24 protein-coding genes are annotated in these 23,705 nt (G+C 68.2%); 5 read left to right on the forward strand and 19 right to left on the reverse strand.

Going from position 1 to position 23,705, the window contains the following annotated elements:
• Window positions 1–61: 61 nt before the first annotated feature.
• From glnH to mltG, 6 genes are all read right to left on the reverse strand, one after another.
• On the reverse strand, window positions 62–817 hold the full coding sequence (glnH, locus tag CAL29_RS15970) for a glutamine ABC transporter substrate-binding protein GlnH (protein WP_094853944.1): 756 nt from the start codon (window positions 815–817) through the stop codon (window positions 62–64).
• Between the two features lie 380 nt (window positions 818–1,197).
• Window positions 1,198–2,061 carry an ankyrin repeat domain-containing protein gene (locus tag CAL29_RS15975; RefSeq protein WP_094853945.1) on the reverse strand — a complete coding sequence of 288 codons (864 nt, stop codon included), beginning with the start codon at window positions 2,059–2,061 and terminating at the stop codon, window positions 1,198–1,200.
• Between the two features lie 136 nt (window positions 2,062–2,197).
• Window positions 2,198–2,968, reverse strand: coding sequence for a TatD family hydrolase (locus tag CAL29_RS15980; RefSeq protein ID WP_094853946.1), 771 nt, complete (start codon window positions 2,966–2,968; stop codon window positions 2,198–2,200).
• Between the two features lie 130 nt (window positions 2,969–3,098).
• A complete protein-coding gene (holB, locus tag CAL29_RS15985; protein WP_094853947.1) occupies window positions 3,099–4,172 on the reverse strand; it encodes a DNA polymerase III subunit delta' in 1,074 nt (357 codons plus the stop codon).
• Window positions 4,169–4,795 carry a dTMP kinase gene (gene tmk / locus CAL29_RS15990; protein ID WP_094853948.1) on the reverse strand — a complete coding sequence of 209 codons (627 nt, stop codon included), beginning with the start codon at window positions 4,793–4,795 and terminating at the stop codon, window positions 4,169–4,171. The genes holB and tmk overlap by 4 nt, the downstream gene beginning before the upstream one ends.
• Window positions 4,792–5,811, reverse strand: a complete 1,020-nt coding sequence (gene mltG, locus CAL29_RS15995) for an endolytic transglycosylase MltG (protein ID WP_094853949.1) — start codon at window positions 5,809–5,811, stop codon at window positions 4,792–4,794. Before mltG ends, tmk begins: the two co-directional genes overlap by 4 nt.
• Before the next feature lie 374 nt (window positions 5,812–6,185).
• Here mltG and ygfZ point away from each other — a divergent pair, with 374 nt between their 5' ends.
• A complete protein-coding gene (gene ygfZ / locus CAL29_RS16000) occupies window positions 6,186–7,268 on the forward strand; it encodes a CAF17-like 4Fe-4S cluster assembly/insertion protein YgfZ (protein ID WP_094853950.1) in 1,083 nt (360 codons plus the stop codon).
• A gap of 37 nt (window positions 7,269–7,305) precedes the next feature.
• Here the strand turns inward: ygfZ and CAL29_RS16005 are convergent, their stop codons facing one another.
• The 6 genes from CAL29_RS16005 to CAL29_RS16030 all read right to left on the reverse strand — a co-directional run bounded on the left by CAL29_RS16005 (window position 7,306) and on the right by CAL29_RS16030 (window position 12,555).
• A complete protein-coding gene (locus tag CAL29_RS16005; protein WP_094853951.1) occupies window positions 7,306–7,995 on the reverse strand; it encodes a VIT1/CCC1 transporter family protein in 690 nt (229 codons plus the stop codon).
• Window positions 7,996–8,123: 128 nt separating this feature from the next.
• A complete protein-coding gene (gene mmsB / locus CAL29_RS16010) occupies window positions 8,124–9,011 on the reverse strand; it encodes a 3-hydroxyisobutyrate dehydrogenase (RefSeq protein WP_094853952.1) in 888 nt (295 codons plus the stop codon).
• Window positions 9,012–9,184: 173 nt separating this feature from the next.
• Entirely contained in the window at window positions 9,185–10,360 is a 1,176-nt protein-coding gene (locus CAL29_RS16015) for an enoyl-CoA hydratase/isomerase family protein (protein WP_094853953.1), read from the reverse strand.
• Window positions 10,357–11,517, reverse strand: a complete 1,161-nt coding sequence (locus CAL29_RS16020) for an acyl-CoA dehydrogenase family protein (protein WP_094854129.1) — start codon at window positions 11,515–11,517, stop codon at window positions 10,357–10,359. The genes CAL29_RS16015 and CAL29_RS16020 overlap by 4 nt, the downstream gene beginning before the upstream one ends.
• A gap of 226 nt (window positions 11,518–11,743) precedes the next feature.
• Window positions 11,744–12,118, reverse strand: a complete 375-nt coding sequence (locus CAL29_RS16025) for an RnfH family protein (protein ID WP_094853954.1) — start codon at window positions 12,116–12,118, stop codon at window positions 11,744–11,746.
• A gap of 2 nt (window positions 12,119–12,120) precedes the next feature.
• Window positions 12,121–12,555: a type II toxin-antitoxin system RatA family toxin gene (locus CAL29_RS16030; RefSeq protein ID WP_094853955.1), complete on the reverse strand. Its 435-nt coding sequence runs from the start codon at window positions 12,553–12,555 to the stop codon at window positions 12,121–12,123.
• 68 nt (window positions 12,556–12,623) lie between these two features.
• Between CAL29_RS16030 and smpB the strand changes: the two genes are divergently transcribed.
• On the forward strand, window positions 12,624–13,091 hold the full coding sequence (gene smpB / locus CAL29_RS16035) for an SsrA-binding protein SmpB (protein ID WP_094854130.1): 468 nt from the start codon (window positions 12,624–12,626) through the stop codon (window positions 13,089–13,091).
• Between the two features lie 23 nt (window positions 13,092–13,114).
• Here the strand turns inward: smpB and CAL29_RS16040 are convergent, their stop codons facing one another.
• The 5 genes from CAL29_RS16040 to CAL29_RS16060 are packed head-to-tail and all read right to left on the reverse strand — an operon-like array spanning window position 13,115 to window position 17,629.
• Complete coding sequence (locus tag CAL29_RS16040) at window positions 13,115–13,828, reverse strand: hypothetical protein (RefSeq protein WP_143277679.1); 714 nt, start codon at window positions 13,826–13,828, stop codon at window positions 13,115–13,117.
• Window positions 13,829–13,846: 18 nt separating this feature from the next.
• Window positions 13,847–15,022 (reverse strand): GGDEF domain-containing protein, encoded by a 1,176-nt coding sequence (locus tag CAL29_RS16045; protein WP_179284060.1) that lies wholly within the window; start codon window positions 15,020–15,022, stop codon window positions 13,847–13,849.
• 24 nt (window positions 15,023–15,046) lie between these two features.
• On the reverse strand, window positions 15,047–16,195 hold the full coding sequence (locus CAL29_RS16050; RefSeq protein ID WP_094853958.1) for a GGDEF domain-containing protein: 1,149 nt from the start codon (window positions 16,193–16,195) through the stop codon (window positions 15,047–15,049).
• A gap of 24 nt (window positions 16,196–16,219) precedes the next feature.
• Window positions 16,220–17,143: an SPFH domain-containing protein gene (locus tag CAL29_RS16055; protein WP_094854131.1), complete on the reverse strand. Its 924-nt coding sequence runs from the start codon at window positions 17,141–17,143 to the stop codon at window positions 16,220–16,222.
• Window positions 17,144–17,194: 51 nt separating this feature from the next.
• Window positions 17,195–17,629, reverse strand: coding sequence for an NfeD family protein (locus CAL29_RS16060; protein ID WP_094853959.1), 435 nt, complete (start codon window positions 17,627–17,629; stop codon window positions 17,195–17,197).
• Between the two features lie 161 nt (window positions 17,630–17,790).
• On the opposite strand from CAL29_RS16060, the gene CAL29_RS16065 reads away from it, so the two are divergent.
• Both CAL29_RS16065 and CAL29_RS16070 read left to right on the forward strand, forming a co-directional pair.
• Complete coding sequence (locus CAL29_RS16065) at window positions 17,791–18,525, forward strand: glutamine amidotransferase (RefSeq protein WP_094853960.1); 735 nt, start codon at window positions 17,791–17,793, stop codon at window positions 18,523–18,525.
• Between the two features lie 88 nt (window positions 18,526–18,613).
• Entirely contained in the window at window positions 18,614–19,459 is an 846-nt protein-coding gene (locus CAL29_RS16070) for a methylated-DNA--[protein]-cysteine S-methyltransferase (protein ID WP_094854132.1), read from the forward strand.
• A 6-nt stretch (window positions 19,460–19,465) separates the two neighbouring features.
• Here the strand turns inward: CAL29_RS16070 and ppsA are convergent, their stop codons facing one another.
• Window positions 19,466–21,829: a phosphoenolpyruvate synthase gene (gene ppsA / locus CAL29_RS16075; RefSeq protein WP_094853961.1), complete on the reverse strand. Its 2,364-nt coding sequence runs from the start codon at window positions 21,827–21,829 to the stop codon at window positions 19,466–19,468.
• A 159-nt stretch (window positions 21,830–21,988) separates the two neighbouring features.
• Between ppsA and ppsR the strand changes: the two genes are divergently transcribed.
• Window positions 21,989–22,819 carry a posphoenolpyruvate synthetase regulatory kinase/phosphorylase PpsR gene (ppsR, locus tag CAL29_RS16080; RefSeq protein WP_094853962.1) on the forward strand — a complete coding sequence of 277 codons (831 nt, stop codon included), beginning with the start codon at window positions 21,989–21,991 and terminating at the stop codon, window positions 22,817–22,819.
• Window positions 22,820–22,914: 95 nt separating this feature from the next.
• Here ppsR and CAL29_RS16085 read toward each other — a convergent pair whose 3' ends face one another.
• On the reverse strand, window positions 22,915–23,697 hold the full coding sequence (locus CAL29_RS16085) for a TrmH family RNA methyltransferase (RefSeq protein ID WP_094853963.1): 783 nt from the start codon (window positions 23,695–23,697) through the stop codon (window positions 22,915–22,917).
• Window positions 23,698–23,705 lie beyond the last annotated feature (8 nt).

Consider the following 23,705-nt stretch of genomic DNA (forward strand, 5'->3'; position numbering starts at 1 on the left):
TCCGGCCAAGGAGGTCAGGCGCCGGAATGGCAGCGGCGGTGCGTCGGAAACGGCAGCGGGCTCAGGGCTTCTTGCCGAACCACTTGGCGTAGATGGCGTCGTATTGGCCATTGGACTTGAGCGTGGCCAGGGCCTTGTTGACCTGCGGCACCAGGTCGCTGCCCTTGGGGAAGGCGATGCCGTAGAACTCTCCGCTCTTCACGTTGCCCGCCACCTTGACCCGGCCCTTGCCGGCGGTGTTGGCGTAATACAGCACGTTGGGGGTGTCGTGCACCGCGGCGTCGACCCGGCCCGTCGCCAGTTCCAGATAGGCGTTGTCGATGTTGGGGAACAGCTTGAGCTTGGCGTCGGGCACCTGGGCCTTGAGGAAGTCCACGGTCGAGGTGCCCGTCTTGACCGCCACGTTCTTGCCGGCCAGGTCCTGCGCGGTCTTGATGGTGTTGTTCTTCTCGCCGACCAGGATGGTCAGGCCGCTCTCGTAGTACGGATCCGAAAAATCGATGACCTGCTTGCGATCGTCGCGGATGGTGATGCCCGCCAGCGCCACGTCGATGTTCCGGGTCTGCAGGCCGGGGATGATGCCGTTGAAATCCATGGGCTGCAGCCGGTAGTTCAGGTTCAGCTCCTTGGCGATGGCCGCCCACAGCTCGATGTCGAAGCCCGTATAGGCGTTGCCCTGCTTGAATTCGAACGGCACGAAGGCGGTGTCGGTCGCGACCACCAGTTGCTTGCCCGACTGCGCGGCGGCCGGCGCGGCCGCGGCGAACCAGGTGACGGACAGGACGGCCAAAGCGGCAGCGATTTTTCGTTTGAGCATGGGGTAAACCTCCTTGGTGGGGAATGGAGCGCGGCCCGGATCACGGTGCCGGCAAAAGCACCGAAGCGGGGCCAGAGCCGAATTCATCTTAACTCAGGTGCCCCGCTGAGTGACTTTTTTGCCCATATGGATCCATACAAACGCAAAACGCTTCAACGGGCGCGACGCCCCCGTCAAACCCACGCAAAAAACCGGGCGGACAGACGCACGCGATGTCGAGTCCCGGGCGGTCGGGCCTATGGTTCGGGCCGCATTGAAATCGATGGACGCGACGCTCCGTGCCGCGACGCCGGGTCGCGCGCAACGGCGCCGCGCGAGGTCCGGAGATCGGAGCCGGCCTCGGCGGCGCTTTCAGGATTCAGGTTTCAGCCTTCAGGCTTTCAGTGCTTGGGCGGGTCGTCGTAGGAATTCAGCTTGACGCCGGACACGCCGCCCAGCGTGGGACCATCGCCGGCGGGCTGGCTGGACGGCGCGGCGGACGGCGCCGGCGTGGACGCGGCGGGTTGCGCCACGGTGTCCGCCGCGGGCGCGGCCTCGTTGCCGGCCGGCGGCGACGCCGACGCGCGCGGGGGATGGTAGTTCCTGGCCGCCTGGTCCAGCCACTGCGCCAGCGATTCCTGCTTCGCGGATCGCGCCCAGGCGGCGGCATCCAGGCCGGCCAGGCTGCGATTGGTCGGGTCCGCGCCCGCATCCAGCAGCAATTGCGCCATCTCGCGGCTGCCCGAACGGCCCGCCATCATCAAGGGCGTGGTGCCGTCGGGCCCCGGCGCGTTGACGATGGCCTGCTTGGACAGCAGCAACTTGGCGGTTTCCACCTGTCCCGTGGAAGCCGCGTAGTGCAGCGGCGTCCAGCCCAGGCGATTGACCTGGGCGCCGCGCGCGATCAGCGCCTCGGCGCGCTTGGTCTCGCCCTTGAGCGCCAGGTACATGAGCGGCGTTTCGTCGCTGCCGTTGGTGGCGTTCACGTCGGTGCGGGGATCGGCCGCCAGCAGGTCGAAGACCTTCCAGGCCCCGTCCCGCACCGCCTGCATGAGGGCGGGCTGGCCGCGGTTCTTCTGGTTCGGGTTCCATCCGGACGCCAGCAGGTCCTTCATCTCGCCGGTATTGTCGTTGGCGACATAGATCCAGGCGTCGGCCGGCCGCGCCGCCTCGGCCGTGGGCGCCGCGGTGAAGGCGCAGGCCAGCGTCAGTCCCAGGCCGGCGAGCGCGCGATCCACGCGATAGGAAGTACGGTAGCGGTTCATGGACGGCCCCTCCTGCAAGGCGGACGCCGCCGCCCGGTCAGGCGCGGCGCGATGGGTTTGTTTTAAGAACTTGCTTTAAAGAATTTACTTTAAAGAGCTTACTTTAAATAATTCACTTTAAATAATCTACTTTAGATTATTTCACTATCTTATTGAATAATTTGAAGAAATTATCCGTCGATGCCCGCGCAACATCGGCCACGGGTATCCCTTTCAGGTCGGCGATCTTCTCCGCGACGTGGATCACCTTGGACGGGTCGTTGAGCTTGCCGCGATAAGGCACGGGCGCCAGGTAAGGCGAGTCGGTTTCGATCAGCAGGCGGTCCAGGGGCACCTTGGCCGCCACTTCATGCAGTTGCACCGCGTTCTTGAACGTGACGATGCCGGAGAGTGAAATATAGAAATCGAGGTCGATGGCGGCCTGCGCCACTTCCCAGGTCTCCGTGAAACAGTGCATGACGCCGCCCGCCTCGGCCGCGTTTTCCTCGCGCATCAGCTTCAGGGTGTCCTCGGCCGAGCTGCGGGTATGGATGATCAGGGGCAGGCCGGTCTCGCGCGCGGCGCGGATATGGGTGCGGAAGCGCGTGCGCTGCCAGTCCAGCGGTTCGCTGAGGCGGTAGTAATCCAGGCCGGTCTCGCCGATCGCCACCACCTTGGCATCCTGCGACAGTTCGGCCAGTTCCTCGGCGGTGGGCTCGTGGGTGTCTTCGTAGTCGGGATGCACGCCCACCGAGGCCCACAGGTTGCGATGCGGCGCCACCAGGTCCATCAGGCCGCGCCATTCCGGCAGGTTGACGCTGACCACCAGGGCGTGGGTCACCTGGTTCGCCGCCATGCGGTCGAGGATGGCCGGCAGGTCGGCCGCCAGTTCGGGGAAGTTCAGGTGACAGTGGGAATCGACGTACATATTTCGCAGCTAGAACGTGAATGAAGCCGGAGCGGGCCGAAGCGCGGCTTGCGCCGCCTAGCGCTCCAAGGACGGCTTTCGCCTTGGGTTCACCGGGCGCCGAAAACCCGGCGCGCGCGGGCAACCCGGGTCAAGCCTGGCAGGATAGCACCACGCGTTGCAGCGCAGCATGGGCGAACAGCTTGGCGTTCAGCGGGTGCCCGGCCAGGCCGCGCTGGCGGGTGAGCCAGCGCGCGGTCTCGGCCAGCTTCGCCGGGGCGGCGCGGGCGGCAGTGCGCGCCACCGGCTCGGCCAGGCTGGGGAAATAACGCGGCGCGGCGCCCGCTCCCGCCAACATGAGGTCGACATAGAGCCTTTGCAAGGCGTCTATCCACTGCGCCGCCGGCAGTTTTTCCAGTTGGTCGGCCAGCATGCCGACGTCGCTGCCCTTGCCGCTGGACAGGGGCAGCAGCAACTGCTCCAGCCAGGCGGGACAGGCGGCGTCGCCCGATTGCGCCAGGCGCAGGGCGCCCAAAGGCGCGCCGCCCGCCGCGGCCAGCCAGTCCTCCGCGTCCTCGAGGCCCTGCGTCCGCAGCCATTCCCGCGCCTCGGCGGGGGCAGGCGTCGGCAGCGGCAGGCGCCGGCAGCGCGACAGCAGCGTGGGCAGCAGGCGGTCCGGCGCATCGGCCACCAGCAGGAAGATGGTGTGCGGCGGCGGTTCCTCCAGCACCTTCAGCAAGGCGTTGGCGGACACCACGTTCATGGCCTGCGCCGGGTAGATCAGCGCCACGCGCCAGCCGCCGCGATGCGTCGCGGTGTTGAACCAGGACTCCAGCGCGCGCAACTGGTCGATGCGGATTTCCTTGGACGGCGCGCGCTTGGCGCTGCCGCCGGCGGCCGGTTCGCCGCCCTCCTCGCCCGCCTCGGCGGCGGCTTCGGCGCCCTCTTCCAGGGCTACCGCCTCCGGCCGCACACGGCGCAGGTCGGGATGATTGCCGGCCGCCACCCAGGTGCAGGCATGGCAGGCGCCGCAGGCCAGCCCCTCGCGCGGCGATTCGCACAGCAGGCTGGCGGCGGCGGCGGCGGCGAATTGCAGTTTGCCGATGCCGGCCAGGCCATGGATCAGCCACGCATGGGCAAAGCGTTCGCGCTGCCGCAGCCAGTCCCGGGCGATGTCCTCCTGCCAGGGCAGGAAGCGCGCGATGTTCGGTCGCGCCTGGCTCATGCGTAGGCGTCCAGCAGCGCGCGCACTTCGCCGCGCAGTTCTTCGCGCACCACGTCCTTGGGACGGCTGCTGTCGATCACCCGGATGCGGTCCGGGTACTGGCGCGCCCGGGCGTGATAGGCGTCGCGCGTGCGCTGGAAGAATTCCGCCCCTTCGCGCTCGAAGCGGTCCGGCGTGCGGGCGTCGGCCAGGCGGGCGCGCGCCACTTCCAGGGGCACGTCGAACAGCCAGGTGCGGTCCGGCTGCAGGGCCGGCCGCATCCACGATTCGAGCACGGCCACGCGCTCGGCGCCCAGCTCGCGGCCGCCGCCCTGGTAGGCGTAGGTGGCGTCGGTGAAACGGTCGCACACCACCCACTCCCCGCGCGCCAGGGCCGGTTCGATGACCTGCCGCAGGTGTTCGCAACGGCCCGCGAACATGAGCAGGAGCTCGGCGTCCAGCCCCATGGATTCGTGCAGCACCAGCTCGCGCAGCTTCTCGCCCAGCTCGGTCCCGCCCGGCTCGCGCGTCATGCGCACCGTCAGGCCGGCGTGCCGCAGTTCCTCGGCCACCCACTTCACGTGCGTGCTCTTGCCGGCGCCGTCCACGCCTTCCAGCGTCAGGAATCGTCCCCGTGTGGTCATTGCTGTCGGTCCCGTCCCAGGATGTAGCGCGACACGTTACGGTTGTGATCCGTCAGCGTGGTGGAAAACTCGCTGGTGCCGTTGCCGCGCGAAACGAAATAAAGAAACTTGTGCTGCTCCGGCTGCACCGCCGCCAGCAAGGCGGCGCGGCCGGGACTGGCGATGGGCGTGGGCGGCAGGCCGGTACGGGTGTACGTATTCCACGGCGTATCGGCTTGCAGGTCGCGCTTGCGCAGCTTGCCCTCGTAATTGTCGCCCATGCCGTAGATGACGGTGGGATCCGTTTGCAAGGGCATGTTTTCCTTGAGGCGGTTGGCGAACACGCCCGCGACGCGGGCGCGGTCCGGGCCGTGGCCCGTTTCCTTCTCGATGATGGACGCCAGGACCAGCGCCTCATAGGGTGTGCCGACCGGAGTGTTGGGGCTGCGCTTGTCCCACATCTGGGCGAGTATGCGCTGCCCTTCCTGGTAGCCGCGGCGCAGGATATCGAAATCGGTGCTGCCCGGCGTGAACAGATAGGTATCGGGAAAGACCAGCCCTTCCATGCTGGCGGCGCTGGATCCGAGGCGGCGCAGGATCTCGGCGTCGTCGACGCCGTCCAGCGTCTGCTTGATATCCGGATTGTCGCGCAGGGCCTGGCGGATCTGCTTGTAGCTCCAGCCCTCCACGAAGGTGACCTGGCGCTGGTTGACGTCGCCGCGCGCCAGGCGCTCCAGCAGCAGCCAGGGCGTGTCCCCGCGCACCGCTTCGTAGCCGCCGGCCTTGATCAGCTTGTCGCGCCCGCTGAGCCGCGCCATCCAGACGAAACCGTCCTCCCACAGCGAGATCCCGGCGGTATTGGCGGCATGCGCCACCGCCCGCGGGCTGAGGCCGGGGTCCACCACGAAATCCACCCGGTCGGAGGCCATCCGCAAGGGCTGGTTCATCCACAGCCAGGCGCCGCCACAGGCGGCGGCCAGGGCCACCACCACAAGGAGCAGGAACAACAGGAAATAGTAAATCGGTCGCTTCTTCATCAGACTCGGGAGTTTAATGGATTGCGTGGATTGCGCGCCCCTGCGACAGTAGATGGGCCCACCCCCTACCGCGCTGCGCGCGGCCCCCTCAAGGGGGCGGCGTTGGCGGACCGGCAAAGCCGGCTCCGCGACGCCCTGGATGGGCATCGAGACTTGCGCCCGGCCTTTTTTGCCGCCGGGCCGCCCCAAGGCAAAAACGCCCCCTTGGGGGGCAGCAAGCGGCGCAGCCGCGCGGCGTGGGGGCCTTTTTTGCCGCCGGGCCGTTCCCAAGGCAAAATGCCTCCTTTGGGGGCAGCGAGCGGCGCGGCCGCGCGGCGTGGGGCCCTTTTTGTTTCAGACCATTTGATGCCGCGCCCGAGCGCGGCCGCCGAACCATGCATGCTTTCTTCGAAGCCATTCCCGATTCCGCCCAAGGCCTCGCGCATTGCGCGCCCCTGCCCGATCTGCAGGTCGTCAGCGCCAGCGGCGCCGACGCCATCGCCTTCCTGCACGGCCAACTGACTCAGGACCTGACCGGGCTGGACAGCGCCCGCGCGGCCCTGGCCGGCTATTGCACCGCCAAGGGACGCCTGCTGGCGACCATGGTGATGTGGCGCGAAGCCGAACACGCGGGCGTGCACGCCGCGGCCCCGGGCGCGGCGGCGCAGGCAGCCGGCACGGCGGGGGCGACGGACGCGGCGGTCGTCCCGCCGCCCGCCGTTTTCCATGCCCTGGTGCGCGCGGACGTCGCGCCCGCGGTGGTCAAGCGCCTGGGCATGTTCGTGCTGCGCGCCAAGGCCAAGCTCGCGCTGTCGCCCTTGCGCGTCGCCGCCGTCTGGGGCGCGCGGGACATCGAGGCCCTGGGCCGCGCCGCCGGCGGCGAACTGCCGCGCACGGCCTGGCAGCGCGCCGATCTTCCCAGCGGCACCTGGATCGCGGCGCCCGGCGCCGGCGCCACGGCGGGCGCCCGCTGGTGGTGGATCGCCAGCGACGCCCAGCTCGACCGGCTGGAGTCGCCCGACAACGCGCTGCTGAACAGCCTGACGCTGGGCGACGCCGACCACTGGCGGGCCGACGATCTCGCCGCCGGCGTGCCCTGGATAGGCGCGCAAACCCAGGACATGTTCATTCCCCAGACCGTCAACCTGGACCTCGTCGGCGGCGTCAGCTTCACCAAGGGCTGCTATCCCGGCCAGGAAGTCGTCGCGCGCAGCCATTACCGCGGCACCGTGAAGCGCCGCATGGCCTACGGCGTCGTCGCCGGCATAGCGGCGGCCGACGTGGCGCCCGGCACGGACGTCTACGACGCCGCCCAGCCCAACGAGCCCTGCGGCCGCGTCGTCGACGCCGCCGGCGCGCCGGATGCCGCCGTTCTGTTCGAGACCACGCTGTCCGCGCTGGAAGGCGGCGGCTTGCGCCTGGGAGCGATCGACGGGGCCGCGATCGACGTGCGGCCCTTGCCCTACGCGCTGGCCTGAACCGCCGATATCTTCAGGATCGCCGCGCGGACCAGCCTCAGCGCGCGGCGCCGAACAACGAGCCCACGCCCGCCGTGATGGCCATCGCCAGGGCGCCGAGCACCGTCACGCGCAAGGCGGCGATGCGCTTGGGCGCGCCGCCGGCCCATGCGGCGACCACGCCCAGCAGGGCCAGTCCGGCCACCGAACCCGCGATCACGCCGCCCAGCAGCCAGGACGCCGGCAAGGCGAGCGCCAGCAGCAGCGGCACCAGGGCGCCGCCGGCGAAGCTACAGGCGGAGGCGAAAGCGGCCTGCACCGGCCGCGCCCTGCTGCTCACGGAAATGCCCAGTTCGTCGCGCGCATGCGCGTCCAGGGCGTCGTGCGCCGTCAGGGCGCGGGCAACCTGGCCGGCCAGTTCGCGCGTCAGGCCGCGCGCGATGTAGATCTCCGTCAACTCCTCCAGCTCCATCGCCGAATTGCCCTTGAGCGAGCGCTGTTCCAGCCGCAGGTCGGCGTGCTCGACGTCGGACTGCGACTTGACCGAGACATATTCGCCGGCCGCCATGGACAAGGCCCCGGCGATCAGGCCGGCCAAGCCCGCCGTCAGGATGGCATGCTGGCCGCCGGACGCCGCGGCCACGCCGCCGATCAGGCTGGCCGTCGACACGATGCCGTCATTGGCGCCCAGCACGGCGGCGCGCAGCCAGTTGCTGCGGAAAATGCGATGGTGTTCCTTCGACGGCATGGCGATACGGCGGAAGTGGGTACGCCGCGATACTACCCGCTTCGAAGGCAAAGCGGCGGCGGATGGGCCCGGCCGGGTCGGACCGTCCGGTCCACCGCCCTGCCTTGCCCTGCCGCGCCCTGCCTTGCCTAGCCCTTCGCCTGGTAGAGCTTCACGATGCTGGAAAAATCCAGCTTGCCGTGGCCGCCCGCGCTATGCAGCGCGTACAGGTTGCGCGCCAGTTCGCCCAGCGGCGTGGCCGAACGGGTCGACAGCGCCGCCTCCGCCGCCAGGCCCAGGTCCTTGAGCATGAGGTCGGTGCCGAAGCCGCCGGCATACGCCTTGGACGCGGGCGCCTGCGGCATGACGCCCGGCCAGGGGTTGTACAGTTCGGTCGCCCAATTGCGGCCCGAGCTCTTGGCGATGATATCGGACAGCACCGCGGGATCCAGGCCATTGGCCACGCCCAGCGACAAGGCCTCCGACGTCCCGGCCATGAGTATCCCCAACAGCATGTTGTTGCAGATCTTCGCCACCTGGCCGGCGCCCGCCGCGCCGGCATGGAAGATGTTCTTGCCCATTTTTTCCAGGATGGGCCTGCCGCGTTCGAGGGCGGCCGCGTCGCCGCCGACGATGAAGGTAAGCGTGCCGGCCGCCGCGCCGCCGGTGCCGCCCGACACCGGCGCGTCGATCATGGCGATGCCGCGCGCCTGCGCCGCCGCGGCCACCTTGCGCGCGCTTTCCGGCGCGATGGTGCTGCATTCGATGACCAGCGCGGCGGCGTCGACGGCTTGCAGCAAGCCGTCGTCCAGGTACAGCTTTTCCACGTGCCGGCTGGCCGGCAGCATGGAGATCACCACCTCGGCGCCCGCCACCGCCTCGCGCGCCGACGCCGCGGCGCGCGCGCCCGCCGCGGTGGCCGCCTGGATGCTGGCCGGCACCAGGTCGTAGACCGTCAGCTCATGCCCGCCCTTGATCAGGTTCAAGGCCATCGGGCCGCCCATATTGCCCAGTCCGATAAAAGCGATCTTGCTCATGTTTCGTCTCCTCGATGTCGTGCTGCGATCGGGCATGTCCGCACGCGCGGCGGCACGCTTTTGTTGTCATCGTTCCTGCCGAGGAGAGCCGCCCGGGCCGCGCGGCGCGGGCGGCTTTCCTCCTGTCATCATCGGGCGGTCCCGGGCACCCTCCTCCCCGCCTGGCTGCCGCCTCAGGCGCCGAGATCGGCCAGCGGGTGCGGCAGGTGCGAGGGCCAGGGCTCCTGGAAGAACTTCTGCACCCACACCTCGCCGGCTTCCGCCAGCGTGGCCGGATTCCAGCGCGGACGCTTGTCCTTGTCGATCAGCAGGGCGCGTATTCCCTCGGCGAAGTCGCCATGCGCCGTGGCCGCCAGCGCCGCCACGTACTCCGCGCGGAACACGTCGGCCAGCGAGCGCTGGCGCAGGCGCTGCAACAGGGTGAAGGCCAGGCGCACGGTGCCCGGCGACCCCGCCAGCATGGTCCTGGCCGCCTTGGCCAGCCAGGGATCGGCATGGTCCGCCAGGGCCGCGATGTCGGCATGGATTTCATCCAGCCGCGTGCCCGAGCAGAGGTTGTTGATCATGAACGAATGCTGGCGCAGCGGGCCCGGCTCCAGCGTTTCGCTGGGCTCCATGGCGATCAGCGCGCGGCGCAGCAGGCCGTCGTTGATGGAGCGCGGCGCGAACGAATCCTTGGCGTCCGTATCGGCGCCCCCGCGCGGGCCGGCCCAGGGCTGGTCCAGCAGCGATTCGACCAGCGCCGGCCAATCCGCGTGCCGCACGTGGAAGTCCGCCAGCCCGGCGAAAAAGGCGTCGGACGTATTCAACTGGGCGCCGGTGAGGGCCAGGAACAGGCCGGTGCTGCCGGGCATGCGGTTGAGCAGCCAACTGCCGCCGACGTCCGGGAACAGGCCGATGGACACCTCCGGCATGCCCAGGCGCGAATGCTCGCTGACCACGCGATGGCTGGCCCCCATCATCAGGCCGATGCCGCCGCCCATCACGTAGCCGTGGCCCCAGCACAGGAGGGGCTTGGGGTAGGTGTGGATCTGGTAATCCAGGCGGTATTCGACTTCGAAGAACTCCCGCGCATAGACATTGGCCCAGGCGCCCTGGCCGGCCGTCTCGCGCATGCTGCGGTACAGCCCATGCAAATCGCCGCCGGCGCAGAAGGCCTTGTCGCCGGCGCCCTGCAACAGCACCAGGACCACCTCCGGGTCCTGCGCCCATTCGTTCAAACGGTGCGCCAGGCTGCGCGCCATGTCCAGCGACAGGCCGTTCAGGGTCTGCGGCGCGTTCAGCGTCGCCACCCCTATCTTCATGCCGTTGCGGGTCGCGCGTTCCTCGTACAACACGGAATCGCTCATCGTAGTTCTGCTCCTTTTTCCAACAACTGGCGGGCCACGATCACGCGCATGATCTCGTTGGTCCCTTCCAGGATCTGGTGCACGCGAGTATCGCGCACCAGACGCTCAAGCGGATAGTCCCGCAAATATCCGTAACCACCATGTATCTGCTGCGCGTCCAGGCAGATCTGGAAACCCATGTCGGTGGCGAAGCGCTTGGCCATGGCGCAATAGGCGGCGGCGTCGGCCGCGCCCGCGTCCAGTTTGCAGGCGGCCAGGCGCACCATCTGGCGCGCCGCCACCAGGTGGGTGGCCATGTCGGCCAGCTTGAATTGCAGCGCCTGGAATTCCGCCAGGCGCGCGCCGAACTGCCGGCGTTCCAGCATGTATCGGCGCGCCGCGTCCAGCGCGCCCTGGGCCGCGCCCACCGAGCAGGTGGCGATGTTGATGCGCCCGCCGTCCAGGCCCTTCATGGCCAACTTGAAGCCCTGCCCCGGCTCGCCCAGCATGTGGTCGGCCGGCACCTTCACGTTTTCGAAGACGATGGCGCGCGTGGACTGGCTGTTCCAGCCCATTTTTTCTTCCTTGCGGCCATAGGAGATCCCCGGCGAGTCGGCCGGCACGGCGAAGGCGCTGACGCCGCCCGCGCCGCCGCCGCCCGTGCGCGCCATGACGATCAGCAGATCGGTGTCGCCGCCGCCCGAAATAAAGGCCTTGGCGCCGTTCAGGACGTAGTGCGCCCCATCCGGCGTCCCGGCGGCGGCGGTGCGCAGCGACGCGGCGTCGGAACCCGAGCCGGGCTCGGTCAGGCAATAGGACGCCAGCCTGGCGCCGGAAGTCAGCGCCGATCCCCATTCCTCGCGCACGCGGGCGCCGCCCCAATTCCCCACCATCCAGGCGGCCATGTTGTGGATCGTCAGGAAGGCGGTGGTGGACGGGTCGACCGCCGCCATTTCCTCGAACACCAGGGTGGCGTCCAGGCGCGGCAGTTCCAGGCCGCCGATGGCGGCGCTGGCGTACAGCCCGCAAAACCCCAGTTCGCCCGCCTTGTGGAAGACTTCCTTGGGGAAAATCCCCTCGGCGTCCCAGCGCGCCGCATGCGGGGCCAGCTCGCCCTCGGCGAATTCGCGCGCCGCCTGGGCATAGGCCCGCTGTTCCTCGGTCAGATCCAGATCCACGTTCGTCTCCTCCGGCGGCTTGTGGCCGCGCTGCATTTTTACGCAGGAATGGTCGGGCACATCGCGGCGCCGCCGCGTCGGCCGGCGCCGGAGCCTGCTGGCATATTACGCCAGCTTGGCTTTTACGTTGACGTTAACGTCAAGCTCCGCGCAAGTAAATCGGCCCGTGGACCGGCGCGGCGCGCCGGACTGCCGTCCGAAGGGGGGTCAGCGCCAGGAGTTCAGCTCAGCGCCGCGCCTTGGGCGTGCGCGCCGGGCGCGCCACCGGCATGGTGCGTCCGCGATGGGCGGCCCGGCGCCGGCGCGACTCCATGGGATCGAAGGTCAGCGGGCGATAGATCTCGATGCGGTCGCCGTCGCGCAGAAGGTCCTGCGCCCGCACCGCGTGGCCGTAGATGCCGACGCCGTGCGCCCAGGGATCCTGTCCCGGAAACGCCTGGTCGTAGCCGCTCGCGGCCAATGCCTGGGCCACGCTGGCGCCGGCCGGCAGCGTCAGCCTGGCCTGCCAGACGCGCCCCGGCCAGGCCTGGCAAACCAATATCGAAAGCATCGGGGCAGCGGGTTGCCGCCCCCCGACGCCCGGCGCCGGTTCATTCGCCATGCTCATTCGCCATAGACGGCCTGGGCCCGCTTGGTGAAGGAATCGATGAAGCTGGTGGCGATGCGGTTGAACACCGGCCCCACCACCATCTCCAGCGCCCGGTTGGAGAACTCGTATTCCATGGTGAACAGCACCTTGCATGCGTCCGGCGACAGCGCCTGGAAATACCAGTGGCCCACCAGCATGGAAAACGGCCCGTCGACCAGCTCCAGGTCGATGCGCTCCGGAAAGACGTGCTTGTTGCGGGTGCTGAAACGCTGCTTGAGCCCGGCGAAGCTGATGACGATGGATGCTTCCATGCCATGTTCGTCGCGCGAACGGACTTCGGCGCCGCCGCACCACGGCATGAATTCAGGGTATTTTTCCACCCCGGCCACCAGTTCGAACATCTGGGCGTCGCTGTATGGCACGAGGACGGATCGTTGGACTTTGTGCATCGACTATCGCAAATGGCTAGAATGACAGGATTTTAGCGGCTATACGCGCCGGCATGCGCCGGACCCCCATGAGCATTATCGATAATCGCAAAGCAAGCCACGAATACTTCATCGAGGACCGCTACGAGGCCGGCCTGGTCCTGGAGGGCTGGGAGGTCAAGGCCATACGCGACAACCGCGTGCAGTTGAGCGACAGCCACGTGATCGTGCGCAATGGCGAACTGTTCCTCCTCAATATGCACGTCAGCCCGCTGCCGACGGCGTCCACCCACATCCATCCGGACGCCACGCGCACCCGCAAGCTGCTGCTGAAGGCAGAGGAAATCAGCAAGCTGATCGGCAAGGTGGAACAACGCGGCTATACCCTGGTGCCGCTGAATCTCCACTACAAGAACGGCCGCATCAAGCTGGACTTCGCGCTGGGCCGCGGCAAGAAGCTGCACGACAAGCGCGACACCGCGCGCGACAAGGACTGGGCGCGCGAGAAGGAACGCCTGATGAAGCACGACACGCGCAACGCGCGCCGCGGCGACTGAACGGACGGGCGCGATGCCCGGCCTCAAGGCCGCCGCGGATCCTGGCGACCGCGGCTGTCCGCCACCGCCTTGCTGACGCGCTGCTCCAGCATCCGGTCGTGGATCATCAGGATCATGCCCAGCATGATCCCCGGCAGCGTCACCAGGCCGATCGAAAGGTAGATCGTATTGACCGTCGACGACTGCCACAGGGCGCCGATGCCGTCCAGCCGCAGGAAGTAGACGACGGCGCGCCAGGCATGCATCAGCGCCAGCGCCCCCGCCATCGCCACGGTGAAAACGTAGGGATAGGCCGCTTGGCCCGCTGGCCGATGGCGCAGCACCGTGACGGCGATCAGGCCCGCCATCAGTCCGCGCATCGTCGATACGATGGCGGTGCGCATGGAAAAATCCGTCGAGACGTACCAGAAGGCCGCCAGCGCCAGCGCGTACAGCAGGAGCAGGACGGCCAGTGCCGCCTTCGGCACGCCCAGGCCGAAGAACTGCCGCACGGCCACGAAATAGAGCGCCATATCGACGCCCAGCAGGACGCCGCCCAGTAGGCGCACCGGCACCGGCAGGCCCCCGGCCAGCAGCGGCGGGGCCGCGGTCAGCGCAACCGCGACGCATGTCACGGCCGCCCCGCAGGCTGTCGTCGCCACGCCGGGGATGCCGCTGCGGGAAAGGGAGAACAGCATCCCCATCATCAGCAGGCAGATGATGATGACGCTGGTCAGCCACAAGGCGGGGGTTGGCATATTCCGTTCTCCTTCGGGTCACGCATGGACATTCCAGGATGTTGCCGTGGGACATGCCACGATGCGGCCGCGCCCGTCCTCCCTGGCGCGCCGCAGCGCCTGGCCGGCGCGCTCGGCCACCGCCTGCGCGCTCTCCTGCCCGTCCCACTCCACCAGGCCCGCGCTGAAGGTATAGGCCACCGACCAATGGCCTTGCTCGCACGCGTTCTCGCGCACCGCGCGCAGCAGTTTTTCGCTCGCCAGCAGCGCCCCGTCGATGCGGAGGTCGGGATAGAGGATTCCGAACCGCTCGTCGTCGATCCGGCCGATGAAATCCTCCTGGCGCAGCACGCCCGCCGCCAGCGCGGTGAAATGCCGCAGCACCGCATCGCCCAGCAGGTGCCCGTAGGTGTCGTTGATCTGCCGGAAGCGATCGATATCCAGCACCAGCAGGGAGAACCGCTGGTTGCCGCGGGTGGCGCGGGCCACGGTCTTCTCCACCAGCAGCCGCCACGCCTTGCGCGACAGCACGCCGGTCACGCTATCCGTATTCGCCTCGTTCTCCCGCTCGGACAGCATGCGGTCGTGCGCCATGACGATCATCCCCAGCGTGAGGCCCGGCAGCGTGAAGACGCCCACCGCCAGGAACGTCATCTGGAAGATCGAGGTCTGGTGCATCGCCTCGATGGGGTCCACGTGCAGGAAGTAGACCACCGTGCGCAAGGCGTGGGCGACGGCCTGGAGCGACGACATGCCCAGCGCGAACAGATACGGATAGGCCGGCCGGTGCAGCGGCCGGTTGCGCAGCACCGTGACGGCCATCGCCACCGTCAAGGTGCAATGGGTGACCGAAATGATCACGGTCCTGGCCGAGAAACTGCGCCACACGTACCAGAACAGCGCCAGGCCGACCGCCTCCAGGATGACGATCAGGATCAATCCCCGGATGGGAGCGGCGAGGCCGAAGAACCATCGTATCGCGACCACGTACAGCGCCATCGCGGCCCCGAGCATGGTATTGCCCACCACGATGCCGATGAACGGCGGCAGCAGCGGCTGCAGGACGATGACCAGCACCGAGACCACCGTCAACGAGGTGGCGACGATGCATGCCCTCACGCCGGGAACGCCGGCGCGCGCGAAGGTGGCGAGCCCCGCCAGCATCAGGAGGCAGACCAGCATCGCGACGACCATCATGAGAGTGGGGCCGCTCATTTGTCCCATGGATTTCCCGACCGCTCAGCGCCGCACGACGATGCGGTCGCGGCCCCCTTCTTTCGCGGCATACAAGGCCTGGTCGGCGCGCTGGGCCATCGCCTGCGCGTCTTCCTCGCCGTCCCACTCCACCAGGCCGCCGCTGAAGGTGTAGCTGATGGAACGGCTGCCATGGCCGCAAGGGGAGCCGCGCACCATCCGCAGCAGCGTCTCGCTGGCGAACAAGGCGGCGTCGATGCGGGTGTCCGGGAAAAGCACGACGAATTCCTCGCCGCCGATGCGGCCGACGATGTCCTCCTCGGGCAGCACGTTGACGGCCAGGGCGCCGAAGTGCTGCAGCACGGCGTCGCCCAGCAGGTGGCCGTAGGTATCGTTGATGTGCTTGAAGCGGTCGATGTCCAGCATCAACAGGGAAAGCCGCCGGTCGTTGCGGGCGGCCTGGGCCAGGATTTTTTCCGCCAGCAGCCACCACGCCTTGCGCGACAGCACGCCGGTCAGGTAGTCCGTGTTCACCTCGGTCTCGCGCTCGGCCAGCATGCGGTCGTGGATCATCAGGATCATCGCCAGCGTCAGGCCCGGCAAGGCCATGATGCCCACGACCAGGAAGGCGATCTGCACCGGCGAGGACTCCGCCAGCGAGCCCACGGCGTCGATGCGGAGCATGTAGACCACGGCCCGCACCGCGTAGCCCACCGCCACGAACATCGACACGCCCACCGCGAACACGTAGGGATAGGCGGGCCGGCCATAAGGGGTGTTGCGCAGGACCGTGATGCCCACCGCCGCGGCCAGCACCGAGTACATGATGGAGACGAGCAGGACGCGGGCCGTGAAATCGCGCCATACGTACCAGAACAGGACCAGCCCGGTGAACTGCACTACCAGCGCCACCACCGACGCCGTCACCGGCACGGACCGGCCGAAGAACTGCCTGACCGCCGCCAGGTACAGGAGCATGCCCACGCCCATCAGCATATTGGCGACGATGATGCCGATCACGGGCGGCAGCATGGGCTGGGCGGAGATCAGCAATATCCCCAGCGCGGTGGCGAAGGACGCCTGGATACACGCGTTGACGCCGGGGATGCCGCTGCGCGCGAGCGAACCCAGCACGCCCAGCATGAGCACGCTGGCCAACCCCATGACGATGAACAGCGTCGTGACTCCGACCATTTCTATGACCGCGCGGTCGCGGCCTTAGCGCGGCGCCGCCTTGACGATGGACATCGCCGTGGCGACCATGCTGCCCATATCCGCCACGTTGGCCGGCAGGATCAGGGTATTGCCCTGCTTGGCCACGTTGCCGAAGGCCTCGACGTAGCGTTCCGCCACCTTCAGGTTGACGGCCTCCATGCCACCGGGCTGGCGCACCGCCTCCGCCACCTGCGTGATGGCCTTGGCGGTGGCCTCGGCGATCGCCAGCACGGCGGCCGCCTCGCCCTGGGCCTGGTTGATCTGGGCCTGCTTTTCGCCCTCGGAGCGGGCGATCGCCGCCTCGCGTTCACCGGTGGCGATATTGATCTGTTCCTGGCGGCGGCCTTCGGAGGCGGCGATCAGCGCGCGCTTCTCGCGTTCGGCGGTGATCTGCGCCTGCATGGCCCGCAGGATTTCATTGGGTGGGGTCAGGTCCTTGATCTCGTAGCGCAGCACCTTGACACCCCAGTTCAGGGCCGCCTCGTCCAGCGACGCCACGATGGTGGTGTTGATGAACTCGCGCTCTTCGAAAGTGCGGTCCAGCTCCAGCTTGCCGATCACCGAACGCAGCGTGGTCTGCGACAACTGGGTGATGGCGGAAATGTAGTTGGACGAACCGTAGGAGGCCCGCATCGGATCGGTGACCTGGAAATACAGCACGCCGTCGACCTGCAACTGGGTATTGTCGCGCGTGATGCAGACCTGGCTGGGCACGTCCAGCGGAATTTCCTTGAGGGAATGCTTGTAGGCCACCCGCTCGACGAAGGGAATCACGAACCCCGCGCCGGGCGACAGCACCCGGTCGAACTTGCCGAGCCGTTCGACGACCCAGGCATGCTGCTGCGGCACGATGGCGATCGCCCGCACGATGATCAGCACCACGAGCAGGACCAGGACTATCAGGACGATGGAAGAAGGATCGAGCATGGCGAACACCTTTGGATACCGGGTGGGGAACTTGAGGATCGGCTTCGGGAATCAGGACCGGGCCGGCGTGGCGCGGGGCGCGACGATGAGGCTGCTGCCGCGGACCGCCGTGATGACGAATTCACCGCCTTGGGGGGTATTGCCGGGCGCCAGTTCCACCTGCCAACTGGCGCCGCGGTATTGCACCCGGGCCATGCCGTCCGCGTCCCAGGCATCGACGCGCACCACCTGGCCGATGTCCAGGTTGACGTCCGCGTTGCGCGCGGCGTCGACCTCGCGCTTTTTCAGGACGCCGGTGCGCCGCAAGAGGAACAGGCCCGCCAGCGCGACGATGCTGCAAGCCAGCAGTTGCGCTTCGAGGCTGACGCCGCCGGCCGCGGCCAGCCCGCCGGCCGCCAGGCCGACGGCGACCAGCAACAGATAGAAGGTCCCGCTGGCGATTTCCCCGATCAACGCGAGGACAGCCAATCCGAACCAGATCCACATAGACACGTTCTCCGCGAGACAGGGGAACCAGGCGCGGGCCTGGCCGGGGGTGATTGTACGATTTTGGGCTGATCCCTGCGGACCTCGCGCCGGCACGCTGGATTATCATGTCGTTGACGCTTCCCGTCCCCTTCCCGCCTGCCCGCGCCACGACACCGACCATGAACCGCTCCGGCCTCCCCGTTCTCATTCTCCACACCGGCGATCCCAATCCCAGCCTCACGGAACGCTTCGGCGGCTATGCCGATTTCATGAAGGCGGCCGCCGGCCTGGACGACACCGACGTGCATGTCGTGCCGGTTTTCCTCGGCGAACGGCCGCGCGAGGCGCGGCATTACCGCGCCGCGCTGATCACCGGCTCGCCGGCCAACGTGACGGACCGCGATGCCTGGGGCGAGGAAACGGCCGACTGGCTGCGCCAGGCCGCCCGCGACGGCCTGCCCATGTTCGGCATCTGCTACGGGCACCAGTTGCTGGCCCATGCCCTCGGGGGACGGGTCGATTACAACCCCGCCGGCCGCGAGATCGGCACCCGCCAGCTCGAACTGGTGGCCGACGACCCGCTGCTGGAGGGCCTGCCGCGCGCCTTCCCGGTGCAGACCATGCACGAACAGACCGTGGTCGAACTGCCACCGGGCGCCCGGGTGCTGGCGCGCTCCGCCATGGACGGCTGCCAGTTGCTGCGCCTGGCGCCCCATATCGTGTCCACGCAATTCCATCCGGAATTCGGCGTGGACTTCATGCGCGAGCATTTGCGCCAGTATGCCGAACGCTATGCGCGGGAAAACATCGATGCCGGCGCGGTCGCCGGCGAGCTGCGGGCGACGCCGGAATCCGCCGGCCTGCTGCGCCGCTTCCTCCAGCTCTACGCTACCGACGCGGCCCTGGCGGCCTGAAGCGCAACAAGCGGAGTGACGGGGGCGGCCGCCGTTGCGAAGATAGGACCATTACGCATCGCCATGCGCCCGCACGGAGTCCACCATGATGAATGACAATGCCATGTCCGCCCCCCGCCATGCCGCCCTGGTCGAACAGGCCTGCCGCGCCATGGAGGCCGGCGAGACGCCGGACCTGGCGGCCCTGGCCGAGCAGGCCGGGCTGAGCCGCTTCCACTTCCATCGCGTCTTCAAGTCCATGACCGGGATCACCCCCAAGGCCTATGCCACCGCCTTGCGCGCCGCGCGCACCCGGCGCGAACTGGACCAGGGGGCCAGCATCACCCAGGCCCTGTACGACGGCGGTTTCAATTCCAGCGGCCGCTTCTACGAAAACACCGCCGCCATGCTGGGCATGACGCCCACGCAACGGCGCCGCGGCGGCGCCGGCCTGGAGATCCGCTTCGCGGTCGCCCAATGCGCGCTGGGCGCGCTGCTGGTGGCGGCCACGGCCAAGGGCATCTGCGAAATCGCGCTGGGAGACGACGCCCCGGCGCTGGTGCGGGACCTGCAGGACCGCTATCCGCAAGCGACGCTGGAAGGCGCGGACGACGAATTCAAGCATTGGGTGGCCGCCGTGGTCGGTTTCGTCGAGAACCCGGCGCAAGGGCTGGACCTGCCGATGGACGTGCGCGGCACGGCCTTCCAGCAGCGGGTGTGGCAGGCCCTGCGCGCCATTCCGCCCGGCACCACCGTCACCTATACCGAAGTGGCGCGGCGCATCGGCGCGCCCTCTTCCGTGCGCGCGGTGGCGCGCGCCTGCGCCACCAATCCCCTGGCGCTGGTCATCCCCTGCCACCGCGTGGTCCGGCAGGACGGCGCGATGGCGGGCTACCGCTGGGGCGTCGCGCGCAAGCTGGAGCTGATTACGCGCGAGGCCGCGGCACGGAAGTGACCTGGCTTACTTCGCCAGGCGCTGCCAGGTGTCGACCACGGTGTCCGGGTTCAGCGACATCGACAGGATGCCTTCGTCCTTCAGCCACTGCGCGAAGTCCGGGTGGTCGCTGGGGCCCTGGCCGCAGATGCCGACGTACTTATTAGCGGACAGGCAGGCCTTGATGGCCCGGCGCAGCATGAATTTCACCGCGTCGTCGCGCTCGTCGAAATCGGCCGCCAGCAGCTCCATGCCGGAGTCGCGGTCCAGGCCCAGGGTCAACTGGGTCATGTCGTTCGAACCGATCGAGAAGCCGTCGAAGTGCTCGAGGAACGCGTCGGCCAGGATGGCGTTGGACGGCACTTCGCACATCATGATCAGGCGCAGGCCGTTTTCGCCGCGCTTCAGGCCGTGCTTGCCCAGCAGGCCCACCACGCGCTCGGCCTGGCTGACCGTGCGGACGAAGGGCACCATGATCTCGACGTTGGTCAGGCCCATTTCATCGCGCACCCGCTTGAGCGCCTCGCATTCCATGCGGAAGCACTCGTCGAACTCCTCGGCGATGTAGCGCGAGGCGCCGCGGAAGCCCAGCATGGGGTTCTCTTCCTCGGGCTCGTAGCGCGAACCGCCGACCAGCTTGCGGTACTCGTTGGACTTGAAGTCGGACAGGCGCACGATGACCGACTTGGGCCAGAAGGCCGAAGCGATGGTCGCGATGCCCTCGGCCAGCTTCTCGACGAAGAAGGCGCGCGGGCTGGCATAGCCGCGCGCGGCCGATTCGACCGCCTTCTTCAGCTCGCCGTCCACGTTCGGGTAGTCCAGCACCGCCTTGGGGTGGATGCCGATGTTGTTGTTGATGATGAATTCCAGGCGCGCCAGGCCCACGCCTTCGTTGGGAATCTGGGCGAAGTCGAAAGCCAGTTGCGGATTGCCGACGTTCATCATGATCTTGACGTCGATCGGCGGCATCTCGCCGCGGCGCACTTCCTCGACCTCGGTCTCGATCAGGCCGTCGTAGATGCGGCCTTCGTCGCCTTCGGCGCAGGACACGGTCACCGACTGGCCTTCCTTCAGGTCGTCGGTGGCGGTGGCGCAGCCGACCACGGCCGGGATGCCCAGTTCACGCGCGATGATGGCGGCGTGGCAGGTGCGGCCGCCGCGGTTGGTGACGATGGCCGAGGCGCGCTTCATCACCGGCTCCCAGTTGGGATCGGTCATGTCCGTGACCAGCACGTCGCCGGCCTGCACCTTGTCCATTTCCGACACGTCGGCCACGATGCGCACCGGGCCCGAGCCGATCTTCTGGCCGATGGCGCGGCCGGTGACCAGCACCTTGCCGGTGGCCTTCAGGCGATAGCGCTGCTGCACGTCGGAGTTCGACTGCTGCGACTTCACCGTTTCCGGGCGCGCCTGCAGGATGTAGATCTTGCCGTCGACGCCGTCGCGGCCCCATTCGATGTCCATCGGACGCTGGTAGTGCTTCTCGATGATGACGGCGTAGCGCGCCAGTTCGGTCACTTCCTCGTCGGTCAGCGAATAGCGGTTGCGCTCCGACACCGGCACGTCGACCGTGCGCACGGCGCGGCCCTGGGGACGCTCGGGGTCGAACTCCATCTTGATGAGCTTGGAACCGATGCGGCGGCTGACGATGGGATAGTGGCCCTGCTCCAGCGTGGGCTTGAAGACGTAGAACTCGTCGGGGTTGACCGCGCCCTGCACCACGGTTTCGCCCAGGCCGTAGGACGAGGTGATGAACACCACGTCCTTGAAGCCGGATTCGGTGTCGATGGTGAACATCACGCCGGCGCTGCCCTTGTCCGAGCGCACCATGCGCTGGATGCCGGCCGACAGCGCGACTTCGGCGTGGGCATAGCCCTTGTGCACGCGATAGGAAATCGCGCGGTCGTTGTAGAGCGACGCGAAGACGTGGCGGATCTTGTCGAGCACGTCGTCGATGCCGACGACGTTGAGGAAGGTTTCCTGCTGGCCGGCGAACGAGGCATCCGGCAGGTCTTCGGCGGTGGCCGAGGAACGCACGGCGAAGGTGCCCTTGCCGTCGGCGTCCAGCTTGGCGAAGGCGTCGCGGATCTGCTGCTCGAACTCGGGCGAGAACGGCGCGTCGACCAGCCATTGGCGGATTTCCGCGCCGGCCGTGGCCAGTTCGCGGACGTCTTCCGGGTTCAGCGTGGAGAGGCGATCGGCGATGCGCTTGTCCAGGCCCGACGACTTGAGAAAGTCGCGGAAGGCCTGCGCGGTCGTGGCAAAGCCGCCCGGAACGCGGACACCCGCGCCGGACAGTTGGCTGATCATTTCGCCGAGAGAAGCGTTCTTACCTCCTACCGAGTCCACGTCCGTCATGCGGAGCTGCTCGAAAGAAACGACATACGACATTGAAGTCACCTTTTACAATGGAATGAAAGCGAGTTTGGTCAGGACATCCATACGCCCTGACCAAACTGGCCTTGGGACCGCTCTTGGGGTGACTTATCGGGGTCCGATTGTACCCGGTCAGCTTCTCCTTACCTCCAGCCCCGTTGGAATTTTTTACATATGGCCATCTCCCCCACTGAACGCACCGTTTACATCGTCTCGGACAGCACCGGCATCACCGCCGAGACCTTCAGCCACTCGGTCCTGGCGCAATTCGAGGAAGTCAATTTCCGCCAGATCCGCCTGCCTTTCGTCGACACGTTGCAGAAGGCCGAGGAAGCCGCCCTGCGCATCGACCGCAACGCCGCCGAGACGGGCATGCAGCCCATCGTCTTCAGCACGCTGGTGCATCCGGAAATGATGGCGCGGGTGCGCCAGGCCAACGGTATCTTTCTGGATCTGTTTGGCACGTTTGTAAGCCATATCGAGCAGGCCCTGGGACTGAAATCCAGCCACTCGATCGGCCGCTCGCACATGGCGGCCAACAGCGAGAAATACCGCAATCGGATCGACGCCATCAATTTCAGCCTGTCGCACGACGACGGGCAGTTCGTCACCAACCTGGCCGAGGCCGACGTCATCCTGGTGGGGGTGTCCCGCTGCGGCAAGACGCCGACCAGCCTGTACCTGGCCATGCAGTACGCGGTCAAGGCGGCCAACTTCCCGCTGATTCCGGACGATTTCGAGCGCGGCGCCCTGCCCTCCACCCTGGCTCCCTACCGCGACAAGCTGTTCGGCCTGACCATCCAGCCCGATCGCCTGGCCGAGGTGCGCAACGAACGCCGGCCCAACAGCAAGTACGCCTCGCTGGAGCAGTGCCGCTACGAGGTGACCGAGGCCGAGCGCATGATGCGGCGCGAAGGCATCGAATGGCTGTCGACCACGACCAAGTCCATCGAGGAAATTTCCACGACGGTATTGCAGGAAGTGGGGCTGGACCGGGCGCTCTGAGAAGCGTCGAGGTGCGGAAGGGGTGCGCCTGTGCGGCGCACCCCGGCGTAGGCCCCTGGCAGGGAGACCTCGCCGACGACCCGCGCTGACCGACGTCAGCCTGGCGGCGGATGGCGGCGGCGCTGCTCGAACAGGCAGATCGCGGCGGCGGCGGCCACGTTCAGCGACTCGACCGCGGCGCTGTCGTGCGGAATGCGCAGGCGCAGGGACGCGGCCGCCAGCAGTTCCGGCGCCACGCCCTGCCCTTCGTGGCCGAAGACCCAGGCGCAGGCGGCCGGCAGATCCGCGTCGTAGAGCGATTGCGAGCGTTCCAGCGCGGTGGCGGCCAGCGGCACGTCCAGGCGGCCCGCCAGCGCCGCCAGATCCACCTTTTCATGGACCTGCAAGGCGAAATGGGCCCCCTGCGCGCTGCGCAGCACCTTGGGCGACCAGGCCGCCGCGCAGCCTTCGGACAGCATGACGCGGCGGATGCCCGCCGCGGCGCTGGTCCGCAGCAGCGTGCCCACGTTGCCGGGATCCTGCACGCGGTCCAGCAGCACGCATCCCTGCGCCACGCGCGCCGGCAGCGCCGGCCGCGGCGGCTCGACCACGAACAGCACGCCCTGGTCGCTCTCCACGCTGGCCAGGCCGTGCAGCAGCCGCGGCTCCAGGGACACGCAACATTCGGCGGGCAATTGCGCGGCCAGATCCGCCAGCGCGGGCTTGTCCAGGCGCGAGGCATCGAAGAGCGCGCGCAGCGGCGGGCCCTGGTGTTGCAGCCAGGCCTGGCACAGGTGCACGCCGTCCAGCAAGGCCGGCGCGTCGCGTCGCCCCGCGGCGGCCGCGATGCGGTGCAGGTCCTTGACCAGCGGATTGTCGCGCGAGGCGATGTGCTTCATCGGCGTGA

Origin of the sequence: Bordetella genomosp. 10, from assembly GCF_002261225.1 — a bacterium.
In the GTDB taxonomy this organism is placed as follows: Bacteria; Pseudomonadota; Gammaproteobacteria; order Burkholderiales; family Burkholderiaceae_B; genus Bordetella_C.